Source organism: Streptomyces sp. NPDC058637, from assembly GCF_042717325.1.
Lineage (GTDB): Bacteria > Actinomycetota > Actinomycetes > Streptomycetales > Streptomycetaceae > Streptomyces.
In genome coordinates, this window is sequence record NZ_JBHXRD010000024.1 from 18,487 (window position 1) to 39,666 (window position 21,180).

Here is a 21,180-nt window from a genome sequence, read left to right on the forward strand (position 1 = left end):
ACCGAAGCCCGTCCGGACAGACAGTCGTTGTCGCGTTCGCTGCAGGCTGTGCTGGTTCTCGTGCGATTGCTCTTCGTCGTCACGGTCGTGGGTGCGGTTGACGCGCTGTTCGTGGCCTCGTCCATCGACGCGGTGGACGGTCACCTCCTGGGCATGGTGTTGTACGCCGCGCTGCCCGGCGTCGCCGGATTACTACTCTCGCTGTACCTGCGTACCGGCGGCGTCTGGGTCTTCCGTGGGCTCCTCGCCGTACATGCCTGGCTCATCGTCGGAGCCCTGGCGATGCTGGGTGAGGGCACCGGTGGGCAAGGCGTGGCGCAGCTGGTGGTGCCGGTTGTCGTCGTCGTTCTGCTGTTGAGGGCCGGCTCGCGCGAATGGTTCGGGCTCGCTCCTGAACAGCGGTCGGAGCACCGGGCGTTCAGCGGCATCACGCGGTTGATCCAGCGGCGTCGGGACGCCGGGCAGACCGCGATGGAGTACCTGGGCATGATCCTCGTGGTCGTGGCCCTCGTCGGCGGTCTCGTGGCAACGGGCATCGGCGGACAGTTGACCGGGGAGATCCGGAACGCCATCTGCCGGTTGACCGGAAGCGCCTGCCCGGCTCCTGATGTCGACGTGGTCGCCGGTGACGGAACGGATGCGGGCAGCGGCGGCGGCGCCTCGACCGGCGGCGGAACCGATTCCGTCGGTGGTACGGGTTTCGAAGGCTCGACCGTGACCGGTGGCACCGGGGCGGGCGGGGCCGAGACCTCCGGTGGTGCCGGAACCTCTGGTGGGGCCGTAACCTCCGGTGGGGCCGACTCAGCCGGTGCGTCCGCTTCCGGTGCGTCCGCTTCCGGTGGGTCCGCTTCCGGTGGGTCCAACTCGACCGGCGGCCCCGGAACCACCGGAACCACAGGCGGCGACGACACCTCCTCGTCCTCCTCGTCCTCTTCTTCCGGCTCAGCCACCGGCTCTCCTTCTTCGCAGGTCGACGCGGGTAGACAAACCCCGGATCAGGTCTCCTCCCGCCCCTCCGACGGTGACTTCCTCACCGGCTTCGTCGGCGGAGACGGCCTCTGGGGTGACGTCAGCGGCGCCGTGGACACGGTCCTCCACCCCGTCGACAGCGCGAAGGGCATCGCCGACCAGTTCACCCAGGCCGCGAACGGTGCCGGGTACAAGTGGGGCAAGGGCGAATACGTCTCCGCCGCGTGGGACATCGCCCAGGCGTCCGGCGGGGGCGGCGGCGCGGTCGCCGGGCTGCCCGGGTCCGGTACGCGCGTCGAGGCGGCGGTACGGGACGAGGAGCGCGACTACCTCAACGACCGCATCCCGAGCAACGCCACCGCTGCCCAGCGCAAGGACTGGTGGAACGGGCTGACGCAGCAACAGCGCGACCGGTATCTGGAGCTGTCCCCGGACCGGATCGGCGGGCTCGACGGCATCCCCGCGGCGGACAGGGACGCGGCCAACCGGAAGAACCTCCCGGCGCTGATCTCGAAGCTGGAGGGGAGGACGGACTCCAGGTCGAGGGAACAACTGGCGGGCCTGCGGGAGATCGACCGGCAGCTGAAGGAGGGGAGCCAGCCGCCGATGTATCTGCTCGGCATAGGCGACGAGGGCAACGGCCGGGCGATCGTCTCCTACGGGAACCCCGACACCTCGAAGAACGTATCGGCCTATGTGCCGGGGCTGAACACCTCCCTCGACGAGGAGTTCGCGAAGAACGACCTCAAGCGGGCCCGGGACACCGCGATCGGCGCCCAGGGGTACGAGCAGTCCACCGCGTCGATCGTCTGGCTCGGGTACGACGCACCGCAGGCGCCCGACGGGCTGCAGAGTCTCGCGGTCGCCGGTACCGGCCGGGCGGAGAAGGGCGGCGTGGCCTACGGCGACTTCATGGGCGGCATCGCGGCCACCAACCAGAACAAGGACCCGCACATCACGGCGATCGGCCACTCCTACGGTTCACGCACCGTGGGTGCCGCGACGCAGCGCGTAGGCGGCATACCGGGGGTGGACGACATCATCCTGGTCGGCAGCCCGGGCGTGGGCGTGGACCGGGCCGTGGACCTCGGTGTCGGCAGCGGGCACGTCTTCGTCGGCGCCGCGGCCAACGACCCGGTGACCAAGCTCCCGTCCAGGACACAGGTCGTGGTGGGCGCGCTGGGTACGATCCTCGGTGGTCCCGCTGGTGGCTACCTGGCCGGAGACCTCGCCGATCCGGGCGACGACGACCTCTGGTTCGGCAAGGACCCGGCTAGCGAGGCCTTCGGTGCCCGACGGTTCCCGGTGGCCCCGGGCCAGCCGGCGATCAGCACGGGCGGTGTGAGTTTCGACGCGCATTCCAACTACTTCGATCCGGTGCGGGACGCCATGTCGGCGGACGGCATCGCTCTGATCGTGTCGGGGCACTCCGACAGGCTCAAGATGGAGGAACAGCGATGAAGCGAAGGTTCCGGATCGTCGCGGTGACCCTGGCTGTCGGTTTCGCACTGGCCGGCTGCGGCACCGTCGACGGAGGGGCGGGCGGCAGCGCGAAGGCCTCCGCCGGGAGCAGCAAGGAAGGTAGCGAGGAGACCGGCAAGGAGGCCAGCGACATGGACATGCAGGAGGCCGCCGATCGGTCCGACAGCATGCTCGACGCCGTACTCGAGCAGATGGACCCCGAGGTGCAGTGGGCGCACGGCCCGACGACGAAGGGAGGTTGCGATGTGACGCGCAGGCGCACCGTGATGACCATCGTGTCGGCGGAGCGCCGGCAGAGCTTCCTGGACCAGGTCGAAAAATTTTGGCTCGAAAGCGACTACCGCATCAAGGCGAGGAACAAGGACGAGGTGTTCCCTGCGATCTACGCGCAGACGAAGGCCGGTTTCGGTATCAGCGTGAGTTTCCGTGGCAAGGGGCAGGCGTTCTTCGAGGCGGACAGCCCCTGTGTGGAGGAGTCGGGGGTCGCCGATTCCGCCTCCGAGCCGAACGGACCCGCGTACGAGGGGGTCTATCCCCTGCCGCGCCCGAACGTGCGCTCCGACTACTGGTCCGGCGAGCTGTCCTGACGGCACATCAGCACGTTGACGGATCGGGTCGGTGCGCCGGGACGTCCGGTCGGTGCGCCGGGTAGCCGGTCAGTGACCCCGATGCCCCTGATGACCCGGATGATTCGTACACACCCGCGAAAGCGCTCATGAAACCGTCCCCGATGGGGGATGGTTGAGGGGTGCGGAAATTCTGGGTGGCCGGTGGCATCGGCGTAGGTCTGGCCATGTGCTTCGTGGCCCTGCTCGTCGTCGGTACGTACTCCGCCGCTGCCGGGATCTCCGGGGCGAGCGGGGCCGTAGGGCTGGCCAAGGGGGCCGTGCCCGCGCGGTACAAGCCGCTCGTGGAGAAGTGGGGCAACCTCTGCCCGGCCATCAACCCCGCCCTGCTGGCCGCGCAGCTGTACCAGGAGAGCGGCTGGAACCCCCGCGCCCAGAGTCATGCCGCCGCGCAGGGCATCGCGCAGTTTATCCCCGGGACCTGGGCCTCGCACGGGATCGACGGGGACGACGACGGGGACCGGGACGTGTGGGACCCGGCCGACGCGATTCCGTCCGCCGCCTCGTACGACTGTGAGCTCGCCGGGTACGTCAAGAAGGTCCCGGGCGATCCGACGAACAACATGCTCGCGGCGTACAACGCCGGGGCCTACCGGGTGATCCAGTCGGGCGGGGTGCCCGCGATCAGCGAGACGCAGAACTACGTGAAGATCATCCGGTCCCTGGAGAAGAGCTTCGCGAAACCGGTCGGCCGGGTCGAGCCGTCACGGCAGGCGGCCGGGGCGATCTACTTCGCGCAGGAGAAGCTCGGTACGCCCTACCTCTGGGGTGGGAACGGAACGGCCGACCAGGGCGGGCGGTTCGACTGTTCCGGGCTGACGCAGGCCGCGTACCGGACGGTCGACATCGAGCTGCCCCGGGTGGCCAACGACCAGTACAACGCGGGTCCGCACCCCTCGCGGGACGAGTTGCTCCCCGGCGACCTGGTGTTCTTTTCGGACGACCTGAACAACTCGCGGGCCATCCGGCACGTGGGGCTCTACGTGGGAGGCGGGTACATGATCAACGCGCCGTTCACCGGGGCTGTGATCCGGTTCGACAAGATCGATACGCCCGACTACTTCGGTGCGACGCGGGTCACCAAGGACGGGGCCGAAGCCCTTCCGACCGCGCTGCCGGGGAGCTGACGGGTGAGCCGACGCGAGAGGTCCGGGGAGCTGACGGTGAGTCGGCCATGGCCGGAACTCTCTGTGAAGCCTGGGCCCTGAGCTGCGACGATGAATCACTCTTCGATAACGTCATGGTGATCATTCGGTGGAGAGCGGAACGTACGCAGCCGGCAGGCCGTTCCCTGGACTGGGACAGCACGCACTGACCACGTGGCACTGGCCAGGGCAGTCACCGCGTCACGTCGGAACAGCGTCACGTAGTACTGAATCCGAACCGACCACGGGGGTCCGACCAAGGCGGCGCACACCGTTGTGCGCCGCAGCAGCAGACAAGGCAAGGGGCCGCAGCAGATGGCTGGACTCGCACTCGATGGGTCGAACCCCGACGTCAGCCTGCTCTACGACATCAATGGGCTGGCGAAGGCCGCTCCCACCTGGTTCGACCAGGTCATGGGGTTCGTCGGTGAATTCGGGATCATGCTCGGCATGGTCCTGGTGGGCCTGTGGTGCTGGTGGAGCGTTCGCCGACGCGGGACGACCGAGGATTCGGTGACGGGAGTCGCCGGGCTCGTGTGGGCACCCCTCGCGGCCGGGATCGCGTTGATCATCAACATCCCGATCCGGGGATTCGTCGAACGGCCGCGTCCGTTCAACGACCACGAGGGGCTCGAAGTCCTGGTGGCGGGCAAGACCGACTTCTCCTTCGTCAGTGACCACGCGACGATGGCGATGGCCATCGGCGTGGGAATCTTCGTCGCCAACCGGAAGTTCGGCCTGTACGCGATCGCGCTGGCGCTGCTGGAAGGCTTCTGCCGCATCTACATGGGTGTGCACTACCCGACCGATGTGATCGGCGGCTTCGCGCTGGGTACGGCCGTGGCACTGCTGCTCGCCCCGCTCGCGATGATGCTGCTGACGCCGCTGGTGGGGGCCGTGGCCCGCGCCGGATCGGTCGGCAGGCTCGTCCGCTCGCGCCGTCCGCTCGCCGTCCTGGCCGACGGACCGGACGAGTCGCACGGGATCCCCGAGCCGCGCCCGGGTTCGGGCCGGGGCGGCTCGCCGGACGAGAAGGACCTCGCCGCGTAGGGATGTGACGGAGCTCGGCATCCGGAGGGGGTGGCCCATGGGGCCGCCCCCTCCAGCCGTGTACCGGTCCGTGCCCCCGCCCCCGCCCCCGCCCCCGACAGCCGACGACTGCCGGCCGACTTCCGGTTTCGGATCACACGGCCCCGACGGCGAGGCATCATGTTCCCTACCGGGGGGTGGTGTGTGTGGCTGGGCGGCGGCCGTCACGGCAGGAAGTCAATCGGCGGCGTGGGCGCGCGGGGTTCGTCGGGCGCCGTGGTGAGCTGGCGGTCTTCCGGGAGACCTTCGCCAGGGATCCGGAAGAGGTCGACTTCCCGTTCCTGTTCCACGTGCGCGGCAACGGCGGCGTGGGCAAGTCGACCCTCGTACGCCAGTGGGAGTCCACCGCCCGTGAGCAGACCTCCGTCGTCACGGCGTTCGTCGACGACGAGGTGCACGACACGGTCGAGGCGATGGAGGCGGTCAGCGCCAGGCTGGGCCGTCAGGGGCACCCGCTGAAGAGGTTCGACAAGCAGCTGGCGACCTACCGCCAGCGCAGGCACCAGGCCGAGAGCGCGGCTCCCGCACCGCAGCCGGACCCCCTGGGCGACCAGCCCGCACCCGTGCAGGCCGCCTCGCCGTCGAGCACCGTGGCGGCGCAGGTGGGACTGGTCGGGCTGGGCATGGTGCCCGGGGTCGGGGCATTCGTCGGGGCGGTCGATCCGCAGCAGGTCGCGCTGGGCGCGGACCGGGTGCGGGCGGCCCTCAACATGCGGTTGCGCAGCCATGACGATGTGCAGCTGGTGATGAATCCGGTGGCGGTCCTCGCCCCGGTCTTCCTGGAGGACCTGACGGACGTCGCGGAGCGGTGCGAGCGGGTGGTGCTGTTCTTCGACGTGTACGAGCGGACCGGCCCGGTGCTCGACACCTGGCTGCACGACATCGTCTTCGGCGAGGAGTACGGGGGCCTCCCGGTCAACGTGCAGGTCGTGCTGTCCGGGCAGCTGCGCCTGGACACCCGGGTCTGGGGCGACCGGCTCGGCCAGGTCACCGAGGTGTGCCTGGAGGTGTTCACCGAGGAGGAGGCCCGCACCCTGCTCGCCACCCACGGCGTCACCGACGAGCCAAGCATCGACCTGGTGCTGCGCCTGTCGGGGCGGCTTCCGCTGCTGGTCGACATGCTGGCCCGCAGCGACGCGAGCACCGGCGACAGCTTCGCGGACCCGTCGGAGACTGCGGTCGAGAGATTCCTGAAGTGGGAGCCGGACCTCGGGCGGCGCGAGGCGGCGCTGGCCTGTGCGCTGCCGCTGCAGCTCAACGAGGACGTCTACCGGGCCGCCGTGCCGGACACCGCCGCCGACGGATATGCCTGGCTGCGTGGTCTGGCGTTCGTCTCCACGCAGGCGGGCCGGTGCCGATATCACGACGTGGTCCGTGCGGCGATGCTGCGCCTGCAGCGGACCCGGTCGCCCACGCGCTGGCAGCAGTCGCACATCGGCTTCGCCGACCTGTTCGAGCAGTGGCGGCAGGCGGTGGAGGCCGGCATCGGCCCGGACCTCGACCTCCACTGGGAGGACGCGGTCTGGCGTGAGCACCGGCTCAACGAGGCGTACCACCGGCTGTGCGCCAACCCCCGTACAGCGCTGCCCGATGTGCTCTTCCACACCGTTCACGCCATCGACCTCGACGTCGCCACGCTGCGGCGATGGGCCCAGATCATGGGGTACGCGGGGCGGGACACGGACACGACCGCGCTCACCTCGTGGGGCCACCGACTGGAGGCCGCCGCGGAACAGGACGGAGCGGGCGTCGCCGTGCTGACGCTGTTGCTGGCGGCGCCCGAACTCGAAGCGCGCACACGGGCCTTGGCCCTCTCCGTCCGTGCGAGGGAACACCGGGTCGCGGGTGACTACGCGCAGGCGGAGCCTGACTACGCGGCGGCCCTCGCCATCGATCCGGACCTGGCGCGTGCCCACGAGGGACGGGGGGAGATGTACCGGGCCCAGGGCCGTTACGCGGACGCGGTCGCGTCCTGCACCCGCGCGCTGGAGATCGATCCCCTCGCCGCCGGGGCGGTCGGCACGCGCGGAGACGCCCACCGGAGCCTGGGCCGCCACGACGAGGCCCTCGCCGATTTCGGCCGGGCGGTGGAGATCGATCCGCAGTACGCGTGGGCGTTCGGCAGCCGTGCGCAGGTGTACGAGGCGTTGGGGCGCCACGACGAGGCGATCGCCGATTTCACCCGCGCCATCGAGATCGATCCGGAGTACGCGTGGGCCTTCGGGAGCCGCGCGCAGGTGTACGAGGCGTTGGGCCGCCACGACGACGCCCTCGCCGATCTGGTCCGGGCTATCGGGATCAACCCCCGGTACGCCTGGGCGCACGGCAGTCGTGCGCAGGTGTACGAGGCGTTGGGCCGCCATGCCGAGGCGATCGCCGACTACACGCGGGCGATCGAGATCGACCCGCAGTACGACTGGGCCTTCGGCAGCCGTGCGCAGGCGTACGAGGCGCTGGAGCGGGACGACGAGGCGCTGGCCGACTACACGCGGGCGATCGAGATCGACCCGCGGTACGAATGGGCGCTCGGGAAGCGTGCGCAGCTCCACGACCGCCTGGGCCGTTACGACGAGGCGATCGCCGACTACACGCGGGCCATCGAGATCGACCCGCGGTACGAGTGGGCGATCCTCCGCCGCGGCCTGGTCCTTCTGGTGAGGGACCGCTACGAGGAGGCGTGCGCCGACTTCACCCGGAGCATCGAGATCGATCCGCGGAACACCTGGGCCCTGGAGAGGCGGGCGCGGGCCCATGCGGCGGTGGACCGCTTCGACGAGGCTCTGGCCGACCTGGCGCTGGCCATCGAGATCAATCCCGGGTACGAGGCGGCCTTCGCCGCCCGCGGCCGGGTGTACAGGTACCTCGACCGCAACGAGGAGGCGCTGGCCGCCTACACCTCGGCCATCGACGTCAGCCCCGGGTACGAGCCGGCGTACACCGGCCGTGCGAACGTCCACCAGGTCCTGGGGCGGTTCGACGAGGCCCTGGCCGACTACGCCCGCGCCCTGGAGGTCGACCCCGTGTCCGACGCGGCCCTCGCCGGCCGTGCGGAGGTGTACCGGCTGACGGGCCGTTACGAGGACGCCGTCGCGGAGCACTCCCGGGCACTCGGTGTCTCTCCCCTGTCCGACTGGTCCCTCTCCAGCCGCGCCCAGGCCCAGCTGTGCCTGGGACGGCACGAGGAAGCCCTCGCGGACTGCGTCCGGGCGGCCGAGGTCGACCCCACGGACGGTTGGATCGAAACCGTCCACGCCGTCGCCCTGCGTGCGGCGGGGAGAGGGCCGGAGGCGGAGGCGCGCTTCGAGCGTGCCGTCGGGCTGTTCCGCACGGTCGAGGCCGCGGGTGGCATCCGGCGGGTATGGGCGGCCGAGTGCCTCTTCGTCATCCACTGCGCGCGCCAGGACGAGGAGCGGGCCGCCGCCGGCTTCTCGGCCTTCATGGACCTCTCGCCCGGCATGATGCTGATCGGGGACGCGCTGGACGATCTCGCGTTCCTCCAGGAGGTGTTTCCGGAGGTCGGTCCGTTTGTCGGCCCCTTCGTGCGGCGGTTGCGCGAGGAGCGGGAGCGCCGGGTCTGACCGGCCCGGCCCGCCGGCTCAGCCGTCCGTGGCCGCGCGGTGTTCCGCCGCGTCGGTGCGGGCCCGGTCGCGGGAGCGGCGGGCCGGTCCCGACCATCCGCAGGTGCAGCGGGCCAGGCAGAACGAGCCGCGTTCGACCATGGTGACGCCGTGTGGCGGGGCGGGGGCGGTGGGGGGCGTGGAGGTCGGAGCGAGCGCCGGGGCCGGGGCGTGGGCTGGAGGGTCCTCATACACGGAACCACGGTACTGCGGGCGGCGCGGTGCCGTGGCCGAGTGGGCCGATCGGTTTCCCCCAGGGCGTGTGTGGCGTGACGACGCGCCCCCGCCGTCGTTAGGCGGGGCGGGCGGGAGCTCGGTCAGGGGTACGTCGTTGGGGGTTGGCAGGCGATGGTGGTGCGGCAGCACAGGTGCGGAGGCGGGGCACTGGCTGTGTGCGCCCTCGCCGTGGCGGGTGTGATGGCGGTGGGCACCGGATGCGCCGGGACGGGCCCGGACGAAAGCGGTGCCGGGAGCGGTGCCGGGACCGCCCGGCAGGCCGGGGCGGGCGGCGCCGACGCCCCGGCCGCCGTGGTCCGGCGGGCCGCCGACGGGCTGGCCGGGGCGGGCAGCGCCGAGACGCGTACGTCCATGGAGACCGCGGCCGGCGGGACCCGGGTGACGATCCGGGGCGAGGGGGCGTACGACTTCGGCAGGCAGCTGGGCCGGATCAAGGTCCTGCTGCCGAAGGACGCCGCCGGGGCGGAGGGGCACCGGCCGATCACCGAACTGCTGGCGCCCGGGGCGTTGTACATGAAGAACCGGGGTGCCGGGGTGCCCGACGACAAGTGGGTCAGGATCGACACGACGGCCCTGGAGGACGGCAATCTCGTCACCGGCGGTGTGACGGACCCGATGGCCGCCGCCGAGCTGCTGCGCGGGGCGGGCGAGGTGACGTACCGGGGCCGGACGGAGCTGGCCGGGGTGGCGGTCCGCCACTACCGGGGGGTCGCGGACATCGGGCGGGCGGCGCGGGCGGCCTCGCCGTCGTCGCGCGGTGCCCTGACCGCCGCGGCGAAAGGGTTCAGCACGGACGCGGTGCCGTTCGACGCGTATCTGGACGACGAGGGCCTGCTGCGCAAGGTCCGTCACCGCTTCAGCTTCGCGACGGAGGGACCGGCGGTGTCGGTGGTGTCGACGACGCTGCTGTACGGATTCGGGGTCCCGGTCTCCGTGCGGCTGCCGCCCGACGCGGAGATCTACACGGGGCGGATCCAACAGGGGCGGAGTGGCCCGGAAACGCCGTAGGGAGGGGGCCGAAATGGTCCGTCCGTGCCATGCGCGGTGTGTGGTGCGCTCCCTACGCTAGGAAGTCGGTGCGCCAGGAGTGGGCGACGGCAGAGAGAGGTGACGCAAGGTGGTGACGCTCAGCGCTCCGAACGCTCAGGACTGTGTGGCCCTCGCCGAGATCGAACTGTGCGGCGAACTGATGATCGCGGCGTCGGCCGCGATGGAGGACCGGCTCAGCCCGGACCGCATCGACGAGGTGCTCGACGTCAGGGCGGTGGCCCGCGGTATCCGCGACGAGCCCCATGACAGGCCCGGTATCAGGGCGGGTTGTGACACCCACGACATTTCCGGCAGCAGATCACACCGTGACGTTCCCGACACCGGCGCGGACGGTGACGGGTGGGGCGACCGCCGCGAGCGGGGCGACCGGGGCATCAGTGACGAACGGGGCGAACGGGGCGCCTGTGACGAGCGGGGCGAGCGCGCGGCCAGGGTCCCCCGGCAGTGCAACCACCGGGGCTGACCGGTCCCGCCGCCGCCCCGTCCGGGCCGGCGCCGTCATGTACGGAGCAGGCGGGCGATCGCCTTCGTGGCCTCCTCGACCTTCGCGTCGATCTCCTCGCCGCCCTTGACCGCGGCATCGGCGACGCAGTGGCGCAAATGTTCCTCCAGCAGCTGGAGTGCGAAGGACTGCAGGGCCTTGGTGGAGGCCGAGACCTGGGTGAGTATGTCGATGCAGTAGACGTCCTCGTCCACCATCCGCTGGAGCCCGCGGATCTGGCCCTCGACGCGGCGCAGGCGCTTGAGGTGCTCGTCCTTCTGGTGGTGGTAGCCGTGGATACCGCGGTCGTGGTCGGTGACGACCGCTTCCGTACCGGCTGCCTCGCCTGCCTCGGTGGTGGTCATGGGGTCCTCCCGTGGTCCTCTGAGTCCTGCGGTCTGTATACCGGTCCGTGCCGTCTGTATACCCCTGCCGGGTATATCGTAACGAATCCAGCCGAAACGTGACCGGGGGTCCGTGCTGATCACTGTGCCCGATGCGCGACACTGAAGAATGCCGGTTAGCCGTGGCCGGATGATGCGCCTAGCATCAGCCTGACCGAATCCAAAGCATCCCGAGGACCCCACGTGCGCTTTCGTCTGACCCCCAGGGAGACGAGCTTCTACGACATGTTTTCCGCGTCCGCGGACAACATCGTCACGGGCTCGAAACTCCTGATGGAACTGCTCGGGGCGGACTCTGCCTCCCGAGTCGAGATCGCGGAGCGTATGCGGGCAGCGGAGCACGCGGGGGACGACGCCACCCACGCGATCTTCCACCAGCTGAACTCCTCCTTCATCACGCCGTTCGACCGTGAGGACATCTACAACCTCGCGTCGTCGCTCGACGACATCATGGACTTCATGGAGGAGGCCGTCGACCTGGTCGTGCTGTACCAGATCGACGAGCTCCCGAAGGGTGTGGAGCAGCAGATCGAGGTGCTGGCCCGGGCGGCGGAACTGACCGCCGAGGCCATGCCGGGCCTGCGGACCATGGACAACCTCACCGAGTACTGGATCGAGGTCAACCGCCTGGAGAACCAGGCCGACCAGATCCACCGCAAGCTGCTGGCCCATCTGTTCAACGGCAAGTACGACGCCATGGACGTGCTGAAGCTCAAGCAGATCGTGGACGCGCTGGAAGAGGCGGCTGACGCGTTCGAGCACGTCGCCAACACCGTGGAGACCATCGCGGTCAAGGAGTCCTGAACCTCGTGGACACCTTTGCGCTGATCGTGACCATCGGTGTCGCGCTCGGCTTCACGTATACGAACGGCTTCCACGACTCGGCGAACGCCATCGCCACCTCGGTCTCCACCCGGGCGCTGACCCCGCGTGCGGCTCTGGCGATGGCGGCGGTGATGAACCTCGCGGGCGCCTTCCTGGGCCAGGGGGTCGCCAAGACGGTCAGTGAAGGGGTGATCGCCACGCCCGAGGGCCAGAAGGGGATGGGAATCCTCTTCGCGGCGCTGGTCGGCGCGATCATCTGGAACCTCGTCACCTGGTACTACGGCCTGCCGTCCTCGTCCTCGCACGCCCTGTTCGGCGGAATGGTCGGCGCGGCGCTGGCCGGCGGGACGATGGTGCACTGGGACGGGGTGCTCGAGAAGATCGTCATCCCGATGTTCCTCTCCCCGATCATCGGTCTGGTCGTCGGCTATCTGGTGATGGTCGGGATCATGTGGATATTCCGCAAGACCAACCCCCACAAGGCCAAGCGCGGTTTCCGCATCGCCCAGACCGTCTCGGCGGCGGGCATGGCGCTCGGGCACGGTCTGCAGGACGCCCAGAAGACGATGGGCATCGTGGTGATGGCGCTGGTCATCGCCGACATCGAGGGCCCCAACGACGAGATCCCCGTCTGGGTGAAGATCGCCTGTGCGACGATGCTGTCCCTGGGCACGTACGCGGGTGGCTGGCGCATCATGCGCACCCTCGGCCGCAAGATCATCGAGCTCGACCCGCCGCAGGGCTTCGCGGCCGAGACGACCGGCGCGTCGATCATGTTCGGGTCGGCGTTCCTGTTCCACGCCCCGATCTCCACGACGCATGTGATCACCTCGGCGATCATGGGTGTCGGCGCGACGAAGCGGGTGAACGCGGTGCGCTGGGGCGTGGCCAAGAACATCATCCTGGGGTGGTTCATCACGATGCCTGCCGCGGCACTCGTCGCCGCGCTGAGCTACGGCCTCGTGGTGCTGCTCTTCGGGTGAGGCGTGAGGCGTCCGGCCCGCGCGGGCCGGTGACCTCGTACGGAAATGGGTCCGCCCCAGCTCTCTTGCCGAGAGCGGGGGCGGACCCTTTGCCTTGTGGTGGCACCGCCATGCAGCACCCCAAGGCCGTCTGTGGTTATCCGAAGCGGCCCGAGATGTAGTCCTCGGTCGCCTGTACGGACGGGTTGGAGAAGATCCGCTCCGTCTCGTCGATCTCGATCAGCCGGCCGGGCTTGCCCACCGCCGAGAGGTTGAAGAACGCCGTGCGGTCCGAGACCCGGGCGGCCTGCTGCATGTTGTGCGTCACGATGACGATCGTGAAGCGCTCCTTCAGCTCGCCGATCAGGTCCTCGATCGCGAGGGTCGAGATCGGGTCGAGGGCCGAGCAGGGCTCGTCCATCAGCAGCACCTCGGGCTCGACCGCGATCGCGCGGGCGATGCACAGACGCTGCTGCTGGCCGCCGGAGAGACCGGAGCCGGGCTTGTTCAGGCGGTCCTTGACCTCGTTCCAGAGGTTGGCGCCCCTGAGGGACTTCTCGACGACGTCGGACAGCTCGTTCTTGCGGTACGAGCCGTTCAGCCGCAGGCCGGCCGCGACGTTGTCGAAGATCGACATGGTCGGGAACGGGTTCGGACGCTGGAAGACCATGCCGACCGTACGGCGCACGGTGACGGGGTCGACCCCGGATCCGTACAGGTTCTCGTCGTCCAGCAGCACCTTGCCCTCGACACGGCCGCCGGGGGTGACCTCGTGCATGCGGTTCAGGGTGCGCAGGAAGGTGGACTTGCCGCAGCCGGAGGGGCCGATGAAGGCGGTCACGGAGCGGGGTTCCACGGTCATCGAGATGTCCTCGATGGCCTTGTGGGAGCCGTAGAAGGCGGAGAGACCGCCGACGTCGATGCGCTTGGCCATGTGAATCACTGCTTTCTGCGTGGCCTCAGCGGCCGGTCTTCGGGGCCTTCCAGCGGGCGATACCGCGGGCCACCAGATTGAGGATCATGACGAAGGCGATCAGGACCAGGGCAGCACCCCAGGCGCGGTCGAACGACGCCTCGCTGCCGACCTTGTACTGCTCCCAGATGTAGAAGGGGAGCGACGACTGGGCGCCTTCGAAGGGGTTGGAGTTGATCAGCTGGCTGCCGAAGACCAGCAGCATGATCGGCGCGGTCTCACCGGCGATACGGGCGATGGCGAGCATGACGCCCGTCGTGATGCCGCCGAGCGCGGTGGGGAGTACCACCTTCAGGATGGTGCGCCACTTCGGGATGCCGAGCGCGAGGGAGGCCTCGCGGAGCTCGTTGGGGACGAGCTTGAGCATCTCCTCGGTGGAGCGGACCACGACCGGGATCATCAGGATCGTCAGGGCCAGCGAACCCATCAGGCCGGACGGTTCGAGCTCTGCCATCAGCATGATCGAGAGGATGAAGAGACCGGCGACGATGGACGGGATGCCCGTCATCACGTCGACGAAGAAGGTGACGGCCTTGGCGAGCGCGCCCTTGCCGTACTCCACCAGGTAGACGGCCGTCAGCAGGCCGATCGGGGCGGAGATGACGGTGGCGATCCCGACCTGCTCCAGGGTGCCGATCAGCGCGTGGTAGACACCGCCGCCCGGCTCCGTGCCGAGCACACCGGCCATGGAGTGCGTCAGGAAGTAGCCGTCGAGGACCTCGACACCGCGGCTCAGCGTCGTCCAGGTCAGCGAGGCGAGCGGCACGACGGCGAGGACGAAGCACACCCAGACGACGCTGGTGGCGAGACGGGCCTTGGCCTGGCGCTGGTTCTCGACGACCGTGGTGGCGATGTACGAGATGGCCACGAAGAACAGGGCCGAGAGCAGACCCCACTGGATGCGGCTCTGCCAGCCGGCGACCACGCCCAGGCCGACGCCGAGCACGATCGCCGCGGCGGCGAAGCCGAGCGGGGCCCAGCGGGGCAGCGCCCGGCTGCTGAGGCTCTTGGTGCCGGCGGCCGGAGTCGGCGTCGGCCGGTCCTGCACGGTGGTGGGTGCGTGGCTCATGCGTTGGCCCCCGAGTACTCCTTGCGGCGGGCGATGATGAGCCGGGCCGCGCCGTTGACCAGCAGGGTGAGCACGAAGAGGACGAGGCCGGACGCGATCAGGGCGTCACGCCCGAACTGGTCGGCCTCGTCGAACTTCGCGGCGATGTTCTGGGCGAAGGTGCCGCCGCCCGGGTTGAGCACGTGGAACGAGATGAGGAAGCTCGGCGACAGGACCGTGGCGACGGCCATCGTCTCGCCGAGCGCACGGCCCAGGCCCAGCATCGAGGCGGAGATCACGCCGGAGCGTCCGAAGGGCAGGACCGAGAGGCGTACGACCTCCCACCGGGTGGCGCCGAGGGCCAGAGCGGCTTCCTCGTTCATCTTGGGGACCTGGAGGAACACCTCACGGCTGACGCTCGTCACGATCGGCAGGATCATGATCGCGAGCAGGATGCCGACGGTGAAGAGCGAGCGGGCGACGCCGACCTCGGTCTTCTCGAAGAGGTACGTCCAGCCGAAGAACTGGTCGAGCCAGAGGTTCAGGCCCTCCAGGTACGGCACGAGGACGAGTGCGCCCCAGATGCCGTAGATGATGCTCGGTACCGCGGCCAGCAGGTCGACGACGTAGGCGAGGGGCGAGGCGAGCTTGCGCGGCGCGTAGTGCGAGATGAAGAGGGCGATGCCGACAGCGATCGGAACCGCGATGGCCATCGCGATGATCGAGCTGAGGACGGTGCCGAAGAGCAGGACCGCGATGCCGAAGACCGGCGGGTCGCCCGCCGGGTTCCAGTCGAACGTGGTGAAGAAGTTGCCCTCGTTGTCGGAGAGGGCGAGCGCGGCGCGGTAGCTGAGGAACACGGCGATCGACGCCATGAGCACGAGCAGCAGGATGCCCGAGCCGCGGGACAGACCGATGAAGATCTTGTCGCCCGCGCGCCCGGTCGACTTGGCGCGCTGTCGTTGGGCCGGCGGTGCCGGTGGGATGTCTATGGGTGTGGTGGAGGCCATGATCTTTCCGGTCTGTGTGGGGGAGCGCGGGGCTCCCCTGGCGGCGGTGCACCGGATGGGGACGGTGGCAGGGCCGGTCCGGAGGGGTGTGCCGGACCGGCCCGCCTTGTGCGTGTGAGTGGTGCGGGTTACGAGAGGCCGGCGACCGTCTCGCGGACCTTGGCGTTGATCTCCGCGGGGATCGGCGCGTAGCCGGCGTCCGTGAGGACCTTCTGGCCCTCCTCGGAAGCGGTGTAGGTCAGGAAGGACTTGACCGTGCCGAGGGAGTCGGCCTTGTTGCCGGTGTCGCAGGCGACCTCGTACGTCACCAGGACGAGCGGGTAGGCGCCCTCGGCCTTGGTGGTGTAGTCGAGCTCCAGGGCCAGGTCCTTGCCGGTGCCGACGACCTTGGCCGCGGCGATCGCCTTGGAGGCGTTCTCCGACGTGGCCTTGACCGGAGCGGCGCCACCGGTGTTGATGTCGACGGTGGTGATGGACTGCGAGGAGGCGTAGGAGAGCTCGAAGTAACCGATGGAGCCGTCGACCTGCTTCACCTGGGCGGCGACGCCGGAGGAACCGGACGCGGCCTGGCCACCGGGGGCCGGCCACTTCTTCTCGGCTTCGTACTTCCAGTCCTTCGCGGCCGCGGCGCCGAGGTACTTGCCCAGGTTCTGGGTGGTGCCGGAGTCCTCGGAGCGGTGGAAGGCCTGGATGGCCTTGTCCGGGAGCTTGGCGCCGTCGTTGAGCGCGGCGATCGCCGGGTCGTTCCACTTCTTGATCTTGTTGTCGAAGATCTTGGCGAGCGTGGAGGCGTCCAGCGTCAGGCTGTCGACACCTTCGAGGTGGAAGCCGATCGCGATGGGGCCGCCGACCATCGGGAGGTTGATGCCCTGGCCGGTCTTGCAGATCTTCTTCGAGTCGGCGACCTCTTCGGGCTTCAGCGCCGAGTCGGAGCCGGCGAAGCCGACGGTGCCCTGGTTGAAGGCGATGATGCCCTCACCGGAGGAGGAGGACTTGTAGTTGATCTCCACGCCGGAGCAGGCGGCCATGTAGTTCTTGACCCACAGGTCCATGGCGTTCTTCTGCGCGCTGGACCCGGAGGCGAGCAGCTGGCCCTTGGCACCGTCACACTTGATGTCCGAGGCGGCCGCGCTCGTCTTGCCGCCGTCGGCGGCGGTGCCGGTGTTGTCGTCCGAACCGCACGCCGTGAGGACCAGGGCGCCGGAGACGGCGAGGGCACCGAGCGCGGTGGCACGAAGCCGGTTCTTGCGCTGAAGCTTCACTTTCGGGGGTGTTCCTTCCAGGAGCCGCCGCGGCTGGTGGTGCGAGGCGGCGTGCGATGAGAATCGTGCGGCGGCTTGGCGCCGTGCACCGTGTAAGTCCGAAATTAGGCAGAACAGGTGAAGCCGCCTACGGGGCAGAGTGAACGGAAGGTGAACCGTGTCGGGCGGGCTGGTTCCGGCGGGTGCGGGGCGTTGCCTCAGGCACCGGAAGGCGCCGTTTCCAGGAACGCGTCCAGCTGGCGGCGGTCGCCGGGACGGGTCAGACGGGTCCTGGCGGCAGCCGGGGAGAGCCAGGCCAAACGGTCGACCTCGTCGTTGGCGACGAACGCGCCGCCCGTCGCCTCGGCGGCCCAGTAGCTGACCACTTTCGGCCGGCCGTTCACGAGGTACCGGGCCGTGGGCAGGGCGGCGCCAGGGGCGCAGTGGTGGCCGGTTTCCTCCAGGACCTCACGCAGGGCGCCCTCCAGCGCGGTCTCGCCCCGCTTCAGCTTGCCCTTCGGGAAGGACCAGTCGTCGTAGCGCGGTCGGTGGACCAGACAGACCTCGACGCCGCCGTCGTACGGGGAGCGGCGCCACAGCACACAGCCCGCAGCCCGTACGAGGCCGCTCATGGTGCGGTCACGGCCGCCGCGTACGGCCAGGTCTCCCGGAACACGCTGCGCGCGGCCTCCACCTCGTGCCGCTGGTCGGCGTGCAGGACGCCCAGGGCGTACGCCGTCGCCGGGGCGATCCGGGGGGTGCGGGCCGCGGAGGCCGCCGCGGCGGCGGCCTCCGCCGCGTCCCGGTGCAGGTCGAGCGCGCGGCCCGCCCCGGCCAGGACCGGATCGGGGGCGCCGTGGACCACCTCGTGCGCGTACCGGTGCAGCCGCAGCAGGAGGCGGGCCTGGTGCCACAGGGCGTCCTGCGCCTCGTTGTACGGCTCCAGCGCCTCGTCGGGCGGCAGCGCGGCCACCGCGTCCAGCATCCGCTGCTCGGCCAGGTCGGCCGGGGCGTGCAGCACCTCGGCGGCCGGGTCCGTGGCCGTGTGCGACAGGGGGACCTCGGAGGCGAGGAGGGCCACGGCGTCGGCGACCGCGTGGAAGCGGGAGGAGCCGAGCGCCTGGAGCGCGGCGGAGTGGGCGCGGGTCCGGGCGAGGGTCAGCTGGCGTTCGAGCAGTGCCCCGGCGCGGGCCGCGCCGACCCCGAGCGCCGCCCGTTCCTTGTCGCCGGCGGCCGCCCCCGAGGGTGCGGCGGCGACGGTGGACGTGGTGGTGCCGGCAGGCGTCCGGGCGGCGGGCAGCGGGGCGCCGGAGAGCTGGTGCAGGGCCTCCAGCAGGCGGCCCAGCCGGGTGGCGTACGCCTGTTCGCGGGCCAGGGTGCCGGAGAGCCAGGCCAGTTCCGTACGGAGCTGGTCGGCCCAGCCGGGTTCGAGTGCGGCCCGGAAGGTGTGCAGCGTGCCGCTGATCCGGCGCGCCGCGTGCCGTAGCGCGCCGGCGGCCTCCTCGGCCCGCTGGGTCCCGGCGTCCGTCGGGGTGCTGTGCTCGCGGTGCAGACGAAGGCTGCGCAGGAATTCGGCGGCCTGGTCGCGCAGGTAGGGCGCGAGGACCGCTTCCGCGGCGAGCGTGGTCGTCTGGTGGTCAGGGCGTCGCACGCCTGCGCCTCCGGGCGTCGATGAGCATCTCTTGCACGTGCCGCAGCGGCTGACCGTCCGCGTCCGTGGCGTGCCGGGTCCAGTTCCCGTCGGGACCCAGGTGCCAGGAGGAGGTGGTGTCGGACATCCCTGTTTCCAGGAGCCTGCTGAGGGCGGCGCGATGGGCGGGGTCGGTGACGCGGACCAGTGCTTCGATCCGCCGGTCGAGGTTGCGGTGCATCATGTCGGCGCTGCCGAACCACACTTCGGGCTCGCCGCCGTTGCCGAAGGAGAAGACCCGGGAGTGTTCCAGGAAGCGGCCCAGTACCGAGCGGACCCGGACGTTCTCGGAGAGTCCGCTGACTCCGGGGCGGATCGCGCAGATGCCGCGCACCCAGATGTCGATGGGTACGCCTGCCTGTCCGGCCCGGTAGCAGGCGTCGATGATCGCTTCGTCGACCAACGAGTTGACCTTGATGCGGACGTAGGCGGGGCGGCCCGCGCGGTGGTGGGTGACCTCCTTGTTGATCCGGGCGATCAGACCGTCGCGCAGGGACTTCGGGGCGACCAGCAGCCGGCGGTAGGTCTCGCGGCGGGAATAGCCGGAGAGCCGGTTGAAGAGGTCGGAGAGGTCCGCGCCGACCTGCGGGTCCGCGGTGAGCAGGCCGAGGTCCTCGTACAGCCGGGCCGTCTTGGGGTGGTAGTTGCCGGTGCCGACGTGCGAGTAGCGGCGCAGGGTGTCGCCCTCCTGGCGGACGACGAGCGACAGCTTGCAGTGGGTCTTGAGGCCGACGAGGCCGTAGACGACGTGGCAGCCGGCCTCCTCCAGCTTGCGGGCCCACTTGATGTTGGCCTGCTCGTCGAAGCGTGCCTTGATCTCGACGAGGACGAGGACCTGCTTGCCGGACTCGGCGGCGTCTATCAGGGCGTCCACTATCGGTGAGTCGCCCGAGGTCCGGTACAGGGTCTGCTTGATCGCGAGGACGTCCGGGTCGCCCGCCGCCTGTTCCAGGAACGCCTGGACGGAGGTGGAGAACGAGTCGTACGGGTGGTGGAGCAGCACGTCGCGTTCGCGCAGGGCGGCGAAGATGTCCGGCGCGGACGCGGACTCGACCTCGGCCAGATCGCGGTGGGTGCCCGCGATGAACTTGGGGTACTTCAGTTCGGGCCGGTCCAGGGACGCTATGCCGAACAGTCCGGTGAGGTCGAGCGGGCCGGGCAGCGGGTAGAGCTCGGTCTCGGAGATCTTCAGCTCGCGCACCAGCAGGTCCAGCACGTACGGGTCGATGGACTCCTCGACCTCCAGGCGGACCGGCGGGCCGAAGCGGCGCCGCATGAGCTCCTTCTCCAGGGCCTGGAGCAGGTTCTCGGTGTCGTCCTCCTCGACCTCCAGGTCCTCGTTCCTGGTGACGCGGAACATGTGGTGGGCGAGGACCTCCATACCCGGGAAGAGCTCTTCGAGGTGGGCCGCGATGATGTCCTCTATCGGGACGTAGCGCTGCGGGGACGCTTCCAGGAAGCGGGTGAGCAGCGGCGGCACCTTGACCCGGGCGAAGTGGCGGTGGCCGCTGACCGGGTTGCGTACGACGACGGCGAGGTTGAGCGAGAGGCCGGAGATGTACGGGAAGGGGTGCGCGGGGTCGACTGCAAGCGGGGTCAGGACGGGGAAGACCCGCTGCCGGAAGAAGGTGAACAGGCGGGCCTGTTCCTTCTCGGTCAGATCGGGCCAGCGGATCAGCTGGATGCCCTCGTCGGACAGGGCGGGCGCGATGTCCTGCTGGTAGCAGGCGGCGTGCCGGGCCATGAGTTCGCGCGAGCGGGTCCAGATCAGGTCGAGGACCTCGCGGGGCTGGAGCCCGGACGCGGAGCGGGTGGCGACGCCGGTCGCGATACGGCGCTTGAGTCCGGCTACCCGGACCATGAAGAACTCGTCCAGGTTCGACGCGAAGATGGCGAGGAAGTTAGCCCGTTCGAGGAGGGGGGTGGCGGGGTCCTCGGCCAGTTCCAGCACCCGTTCGTTGAACGCGAGCCAACTGCGCTCCCGGTCGAGGAAGCGTCCCTGCGGCAGCTCGTCGCCGTCCGACTCGGGCTCGTAGGCATCCGCGTCGTTGTCCAGATCGGGGTCCAGGTCGGCGGCCGTGGAGAGGGCGGCGGGCGCGGACGCGGATCCGGCGACGGCGTTCGGCCGGTGCGCGGCGAGCGAGCCGACGGACGGCTGGGTGGACTGGACCGGGACCTCGGAGCTGGGCTGCTGGCTCATGGACCTATTGTTCCGCGCATCGGGGCCCTGAGGCGCGTCGGAGCCGTTAAAGATCGCGGAAGGAGCGGGAGCGGGCAGCGAACCCTGGTCTCTGCCGGGGTTTCTCCCGTTGCGGGGGGTGGGCACAGCTG

At 70.1% G+C, this 21,180-nt stretch carries 18 protein-coding genes; 9 read left to right on the forward strand and 9 right to left on the reverse strand.

Annotated features, from left to right (window positions below; genetic code table 11):
- Nucleotides 1-48 precede the first annotated feature (48 nt).
- The 5 genes from ACFWVP_RS23520 (at nt 49) to ACFWVP_RS23540 (ending at nt 8,889) form a co-directional block, all read left to right on the forward strand.
- Nucleotides 49-2,430: an alpha/beta hydrolase gene (locus ACFWVP_RS23520; RefSeq protein ID WP_384499431.1), complete on the forward strand. Its 2,382-nt coding sequence runs from the start codon at nt 49-51 to the stop codon at nt 2,428-2,430.
- Nucleotides 2,427-3,038 carry a hypothetical protein gene (locus tag ACFWVP_RS23525; protein ID WP_384499433.1) on the forward strand — a complete coding sequence of 204 codons (612 nt, stop codon included), beginning with the start codon at nt 2,427-2,429 and terminating at the stop codon, nt 3,036-3,038. Before ACFWVP_RS23520 ends, ACFWVP_RS23525 begins: the two co-directional genes overlap by 4 nt.
- A gap of 161 nt (nt 3,039-3,199) precedes the next feature.
- A complete protein-coding gene (locus ACFWVP_RS23530; RefSeq protein WP_384499435.1) occupies nt 3,200-4,204 on the forward strand; it encodes an NlpC/P60 family protein in 1,005 nt (334 codons plus the stop codon).
- A gap of 333 nt (nt 4,205-4,537) precedes the next feature.
- Nucleotides 4,538-5,272 (forward strand): phosphatase PAP2 family protein, encoded by a 735-nt coding sequence (locus ACFWVP_RS23535; protein WP_384499436.1) that lies wholly within the window; start codon nt 4,538-4,540, stop codon nt 5,270-5,272.
- A 185-nt stretch (nt 5,273-5,457) separates the two neighbouring features.
- Nucleotides 5,458-8,889, forward strand: a complete 3,432-nt coding sequence (locus ACFWVP_RS23540) for a tetratricopeptide repeat protein (RefSeq protein WP_384499438.1) — start codon at nt 5,458-5,460, stop codon at nt 8,887-8,889.
- Between the two features lie 18 nt (nt 8,890-8,907).
- Here ACFWVP_RS23540 and ACFWVP_RS23545 read toward each other — a convergent pair whose 3' ends face one another.
- Complete coding sequence (locus tag ACFWVP_RS23545; protein WP_384499440.1) at nt 8,908-9,123, reverse strand: hypothetical protein; 216 nt, start codon at nt 9,121-9,123, stop codon at nt 8,908-8,910.
- A 153-nt stretch (nt 9,124-9,276) separates the two neighbouring features.
- Here ACFWVP_RS23545 and ACFWVP_RS23550 point away from each other — a divergent pair, with 153 nt between their 5' ends.
- Together ACFWVP_RS23550 and ACFWVP_RS23555 are read left to right on the forward strand one after the other, a co-directional pair.
- On the forward strand, nt 9,277-10,173 hold the full coding sequence (locus ACFWVP_RS23550) for a hypothetical protein (protein ID WP_384499442.1): 897 nt from the start codon (nt 9,277-9,279) through the stop codon (nt 10,171-10,173).
- 109 nt (nt 10,174-10,282) lie between these two features.
- On the forward strand, nt 10,283-10,678 hold the full coding sequence (locus ACFWVP_RS23555; RefSeq protein WP_384499574.1) for a hypothetical protein: 396 nt from the start codon (nt 10,283-10,285) through the stop codon (nt 10,676-10,678).
- 35 nt (nt 10,679-10,713) lie between these two features.
- Here the strand turns inward: ACFWVP_RS23555 and ACFWVP_RS23560 are convergent, their stop codons facing one another.
- Nucleotides 10,714-11,061, reverse strand: a complete 348-nt coding sequence (locus tag ACFWVP_RS23560; RefSeq protein WP_384499444.1) for a metal-sensitive transcriptional regulator — start codon at nt 11,059-11,061, stop codon at nt 10,714-10,716.
- 222 nt (nt 11,062-11,283) lie between these two features.
- Here ACFWVP_RS23560 and ACFWVP_RS23565 point away from each other — a divergent pair, with 222 nt between their 5' ends.
- Entirely contained in the window at nt 11,284-11,904 is a 621-nt protein-coding gene (locus tag ACFWVP_RS23565; protein WP_384499446.1) for a DUF47 domain-containing protein, read from the forward strand.
- 5 nt (nt 11,905-11,909) lie between these two features.
- Nucleotides 11,910-12,908 (forward strand): anion permease, encoded by a 999-nt coding sequence (locus ACFWVP_RS23570; RefSeq protein ID WP_384499447.1) that lies wholly within the window; start codon nt 11,910-11,912, stop codon nt 12,906-12,908.
- 136 nt (nt 12,909-13,044) lie between these two features.
- Here the strand turns inward: ACFWVP_RS23570 and pstB are convergent, their stop codons facing one another.
- From pstB to ACFWVP_RS23605, 7 genes are all read right to left on the reverse strand, one after another.
- Entirely contained in the window at nt 13,045-13,821 is a 777-nt protein-coding gene (pstB, locus tag ACFWVP_RS23575) for a phosphate ABC transporter ATP-binding protein PstB (protein ID WP_384499449.1), read from the reverse strand.
- Nucleotides 13,822-13,846: 25 nt separating this feature from the next.
- Entirely contained in the window at nt 13,847-14,929 is a 1,083-nt protein-coding gene (gene pstA / locus ACFWVP_RS23580) for a phosphate ABC transporter permease PstA (protein WP_384499451.1), read from the reverse strand.
- A complete protein-coding gene (gene pstC / locus ACFWVP_RS23585; RefSeq protein WP_384499453.1) occupies nt 14,926-15,918 on the reverse strand; it encodes a phosphate ABC transporter permease subunit PstC in 993 nt (330 codons plus the stop codon). The genes pstA and pstC overlap by 4 nt, the downstream gene beginning before the upstream one ends.
- A gap of 128 nt (nt 15,919-16,046) precedes the next feature.
- On the reverse strand, nt 16,047-17,180 hold the full coding sequence (gene pstS, locus ACFWVP_RS23590; RefSeq protein WP_384499454.1) for a phosphate ABC transporter substrate-binding protein PstS: 1,134 nt from the start codon (nt 17,178-17,180) through the stop codon (nt 16,047-16,049).
- Between the two features lie 197 nt (nt 17,181-17,377).
- The gene (locus ACFWVP_RS23595) at nt 17,378-17,791 is read right to left on the reverse strand and encodes an NUDIX hydrolase (protein ID WP_384499456.1); all 414 of its coding nucleotides are present in this window, start codon (nt 17,789-17,791) and stop codon (nt 17,378-17,380) included.
- Nucleotides 17,788-18,810, reverse strand: a complete 1,023-nt coding sequence (locus ACFWVP_RS23600; RefSeq protein ID WP_384499457.1) for a CHAD domain-containing protein — start codon at nt 18,808-18,810, stop codon at nt 17,788-17,790. Before ACFWVP_RS23600 ends, ACFWVP_RS23595 begins: the two co-directional genes overlap by 4 nt.
- The gene (locus ACFWVP_RS23605; protein ID WP_384499459.1) at nt 18,797-21,049 is read right to left on the reverse strand and encodes an RNA degradosome polyphosphate kinase; all 2,253 of its coding nucleotides are present in this window, start codon (nt 21,047-21,049) and stop codon (nt 18,797-18,799) included. Before ACFWVP_RS23605 ends, ACFWVP_RS23600 begins: the two co-directional genes overlap by 14 nt.
- Nucleotides 21,050-21,180 lie beyond the last annotated feature (131 nt).

What these genes read in the sequence shown, in the direction of transcription:
- ACFWVP_RS23525 (WP_384499433.1), top strand. Translation starts at nt 2,427, where the DNA reads ATGAAGCGAAGGTTCCGGATCGTCGCGGTGACCCTGGCTGTCGGTTTC.
- ACFWVP_RS23535 (WP_384499436.1), top strand. Translation starts at nt 4,538, where the DNA reads ATGGCTGGACTCGCACTCGATGGGTCGAACCCCGACGTCAGCCTGCTC.
- ACFWVP_RS23550 (WP_384499442.1), top strand. Translation starts at nt 9,277, where the DNA reads ATGGTGGTGCGGCAGCACAGGTGCGGAGGCGGGGCACTGGCTGTGTGC.
- ACFWVP_RS23560 (WP_384499444.1), bottom strand. Translation starts at nt 11,061, where the DNA reads ATGACCACCACCGAGGCAGGCGAGGCAGCCGGTACGGAAGCGGTCGTC.
- pstB (WP_384499449.1), bottom strand. Translation starts at nt 13,821, where the DNA reads ATGGCCAAGCGCATCGACGTCGGCGGTCTCTCCGCCTTCTACGGCTCC.
- pstA (WP_384499451.1), bottom strand. Translation starts at nt 14,929, where the DNA reads ATGAGCCACGCACCCACCACCGTGCAGGACCGGCCGACGCCGACTCCG.
- pstC (WP_384499453.1), bottom strand. Translation starts at nt 15,918, where the DNA reads ATGGCCTCCACCACACCCATAGACATCCCACCGGCACCGCCGGCCCAA.
- ACFWVP_RS23595 (WP_384499456.1), bottom strand. Translation starts at nt 17,791, where the DNA reads ATGAGCGGCCTCGTACGGGCTGCGGGCTGTGTGCTGTGGCGCCGCTCC.
- ACFWVP_RS23605 (WP_384499459.1), bottom strand. Translation starts at nt 21,049, where the DNA reads ATGAGCCAGCAGCCCAGCTCCGAGGTCCCGGTCCAGTCCACCCAGCCG.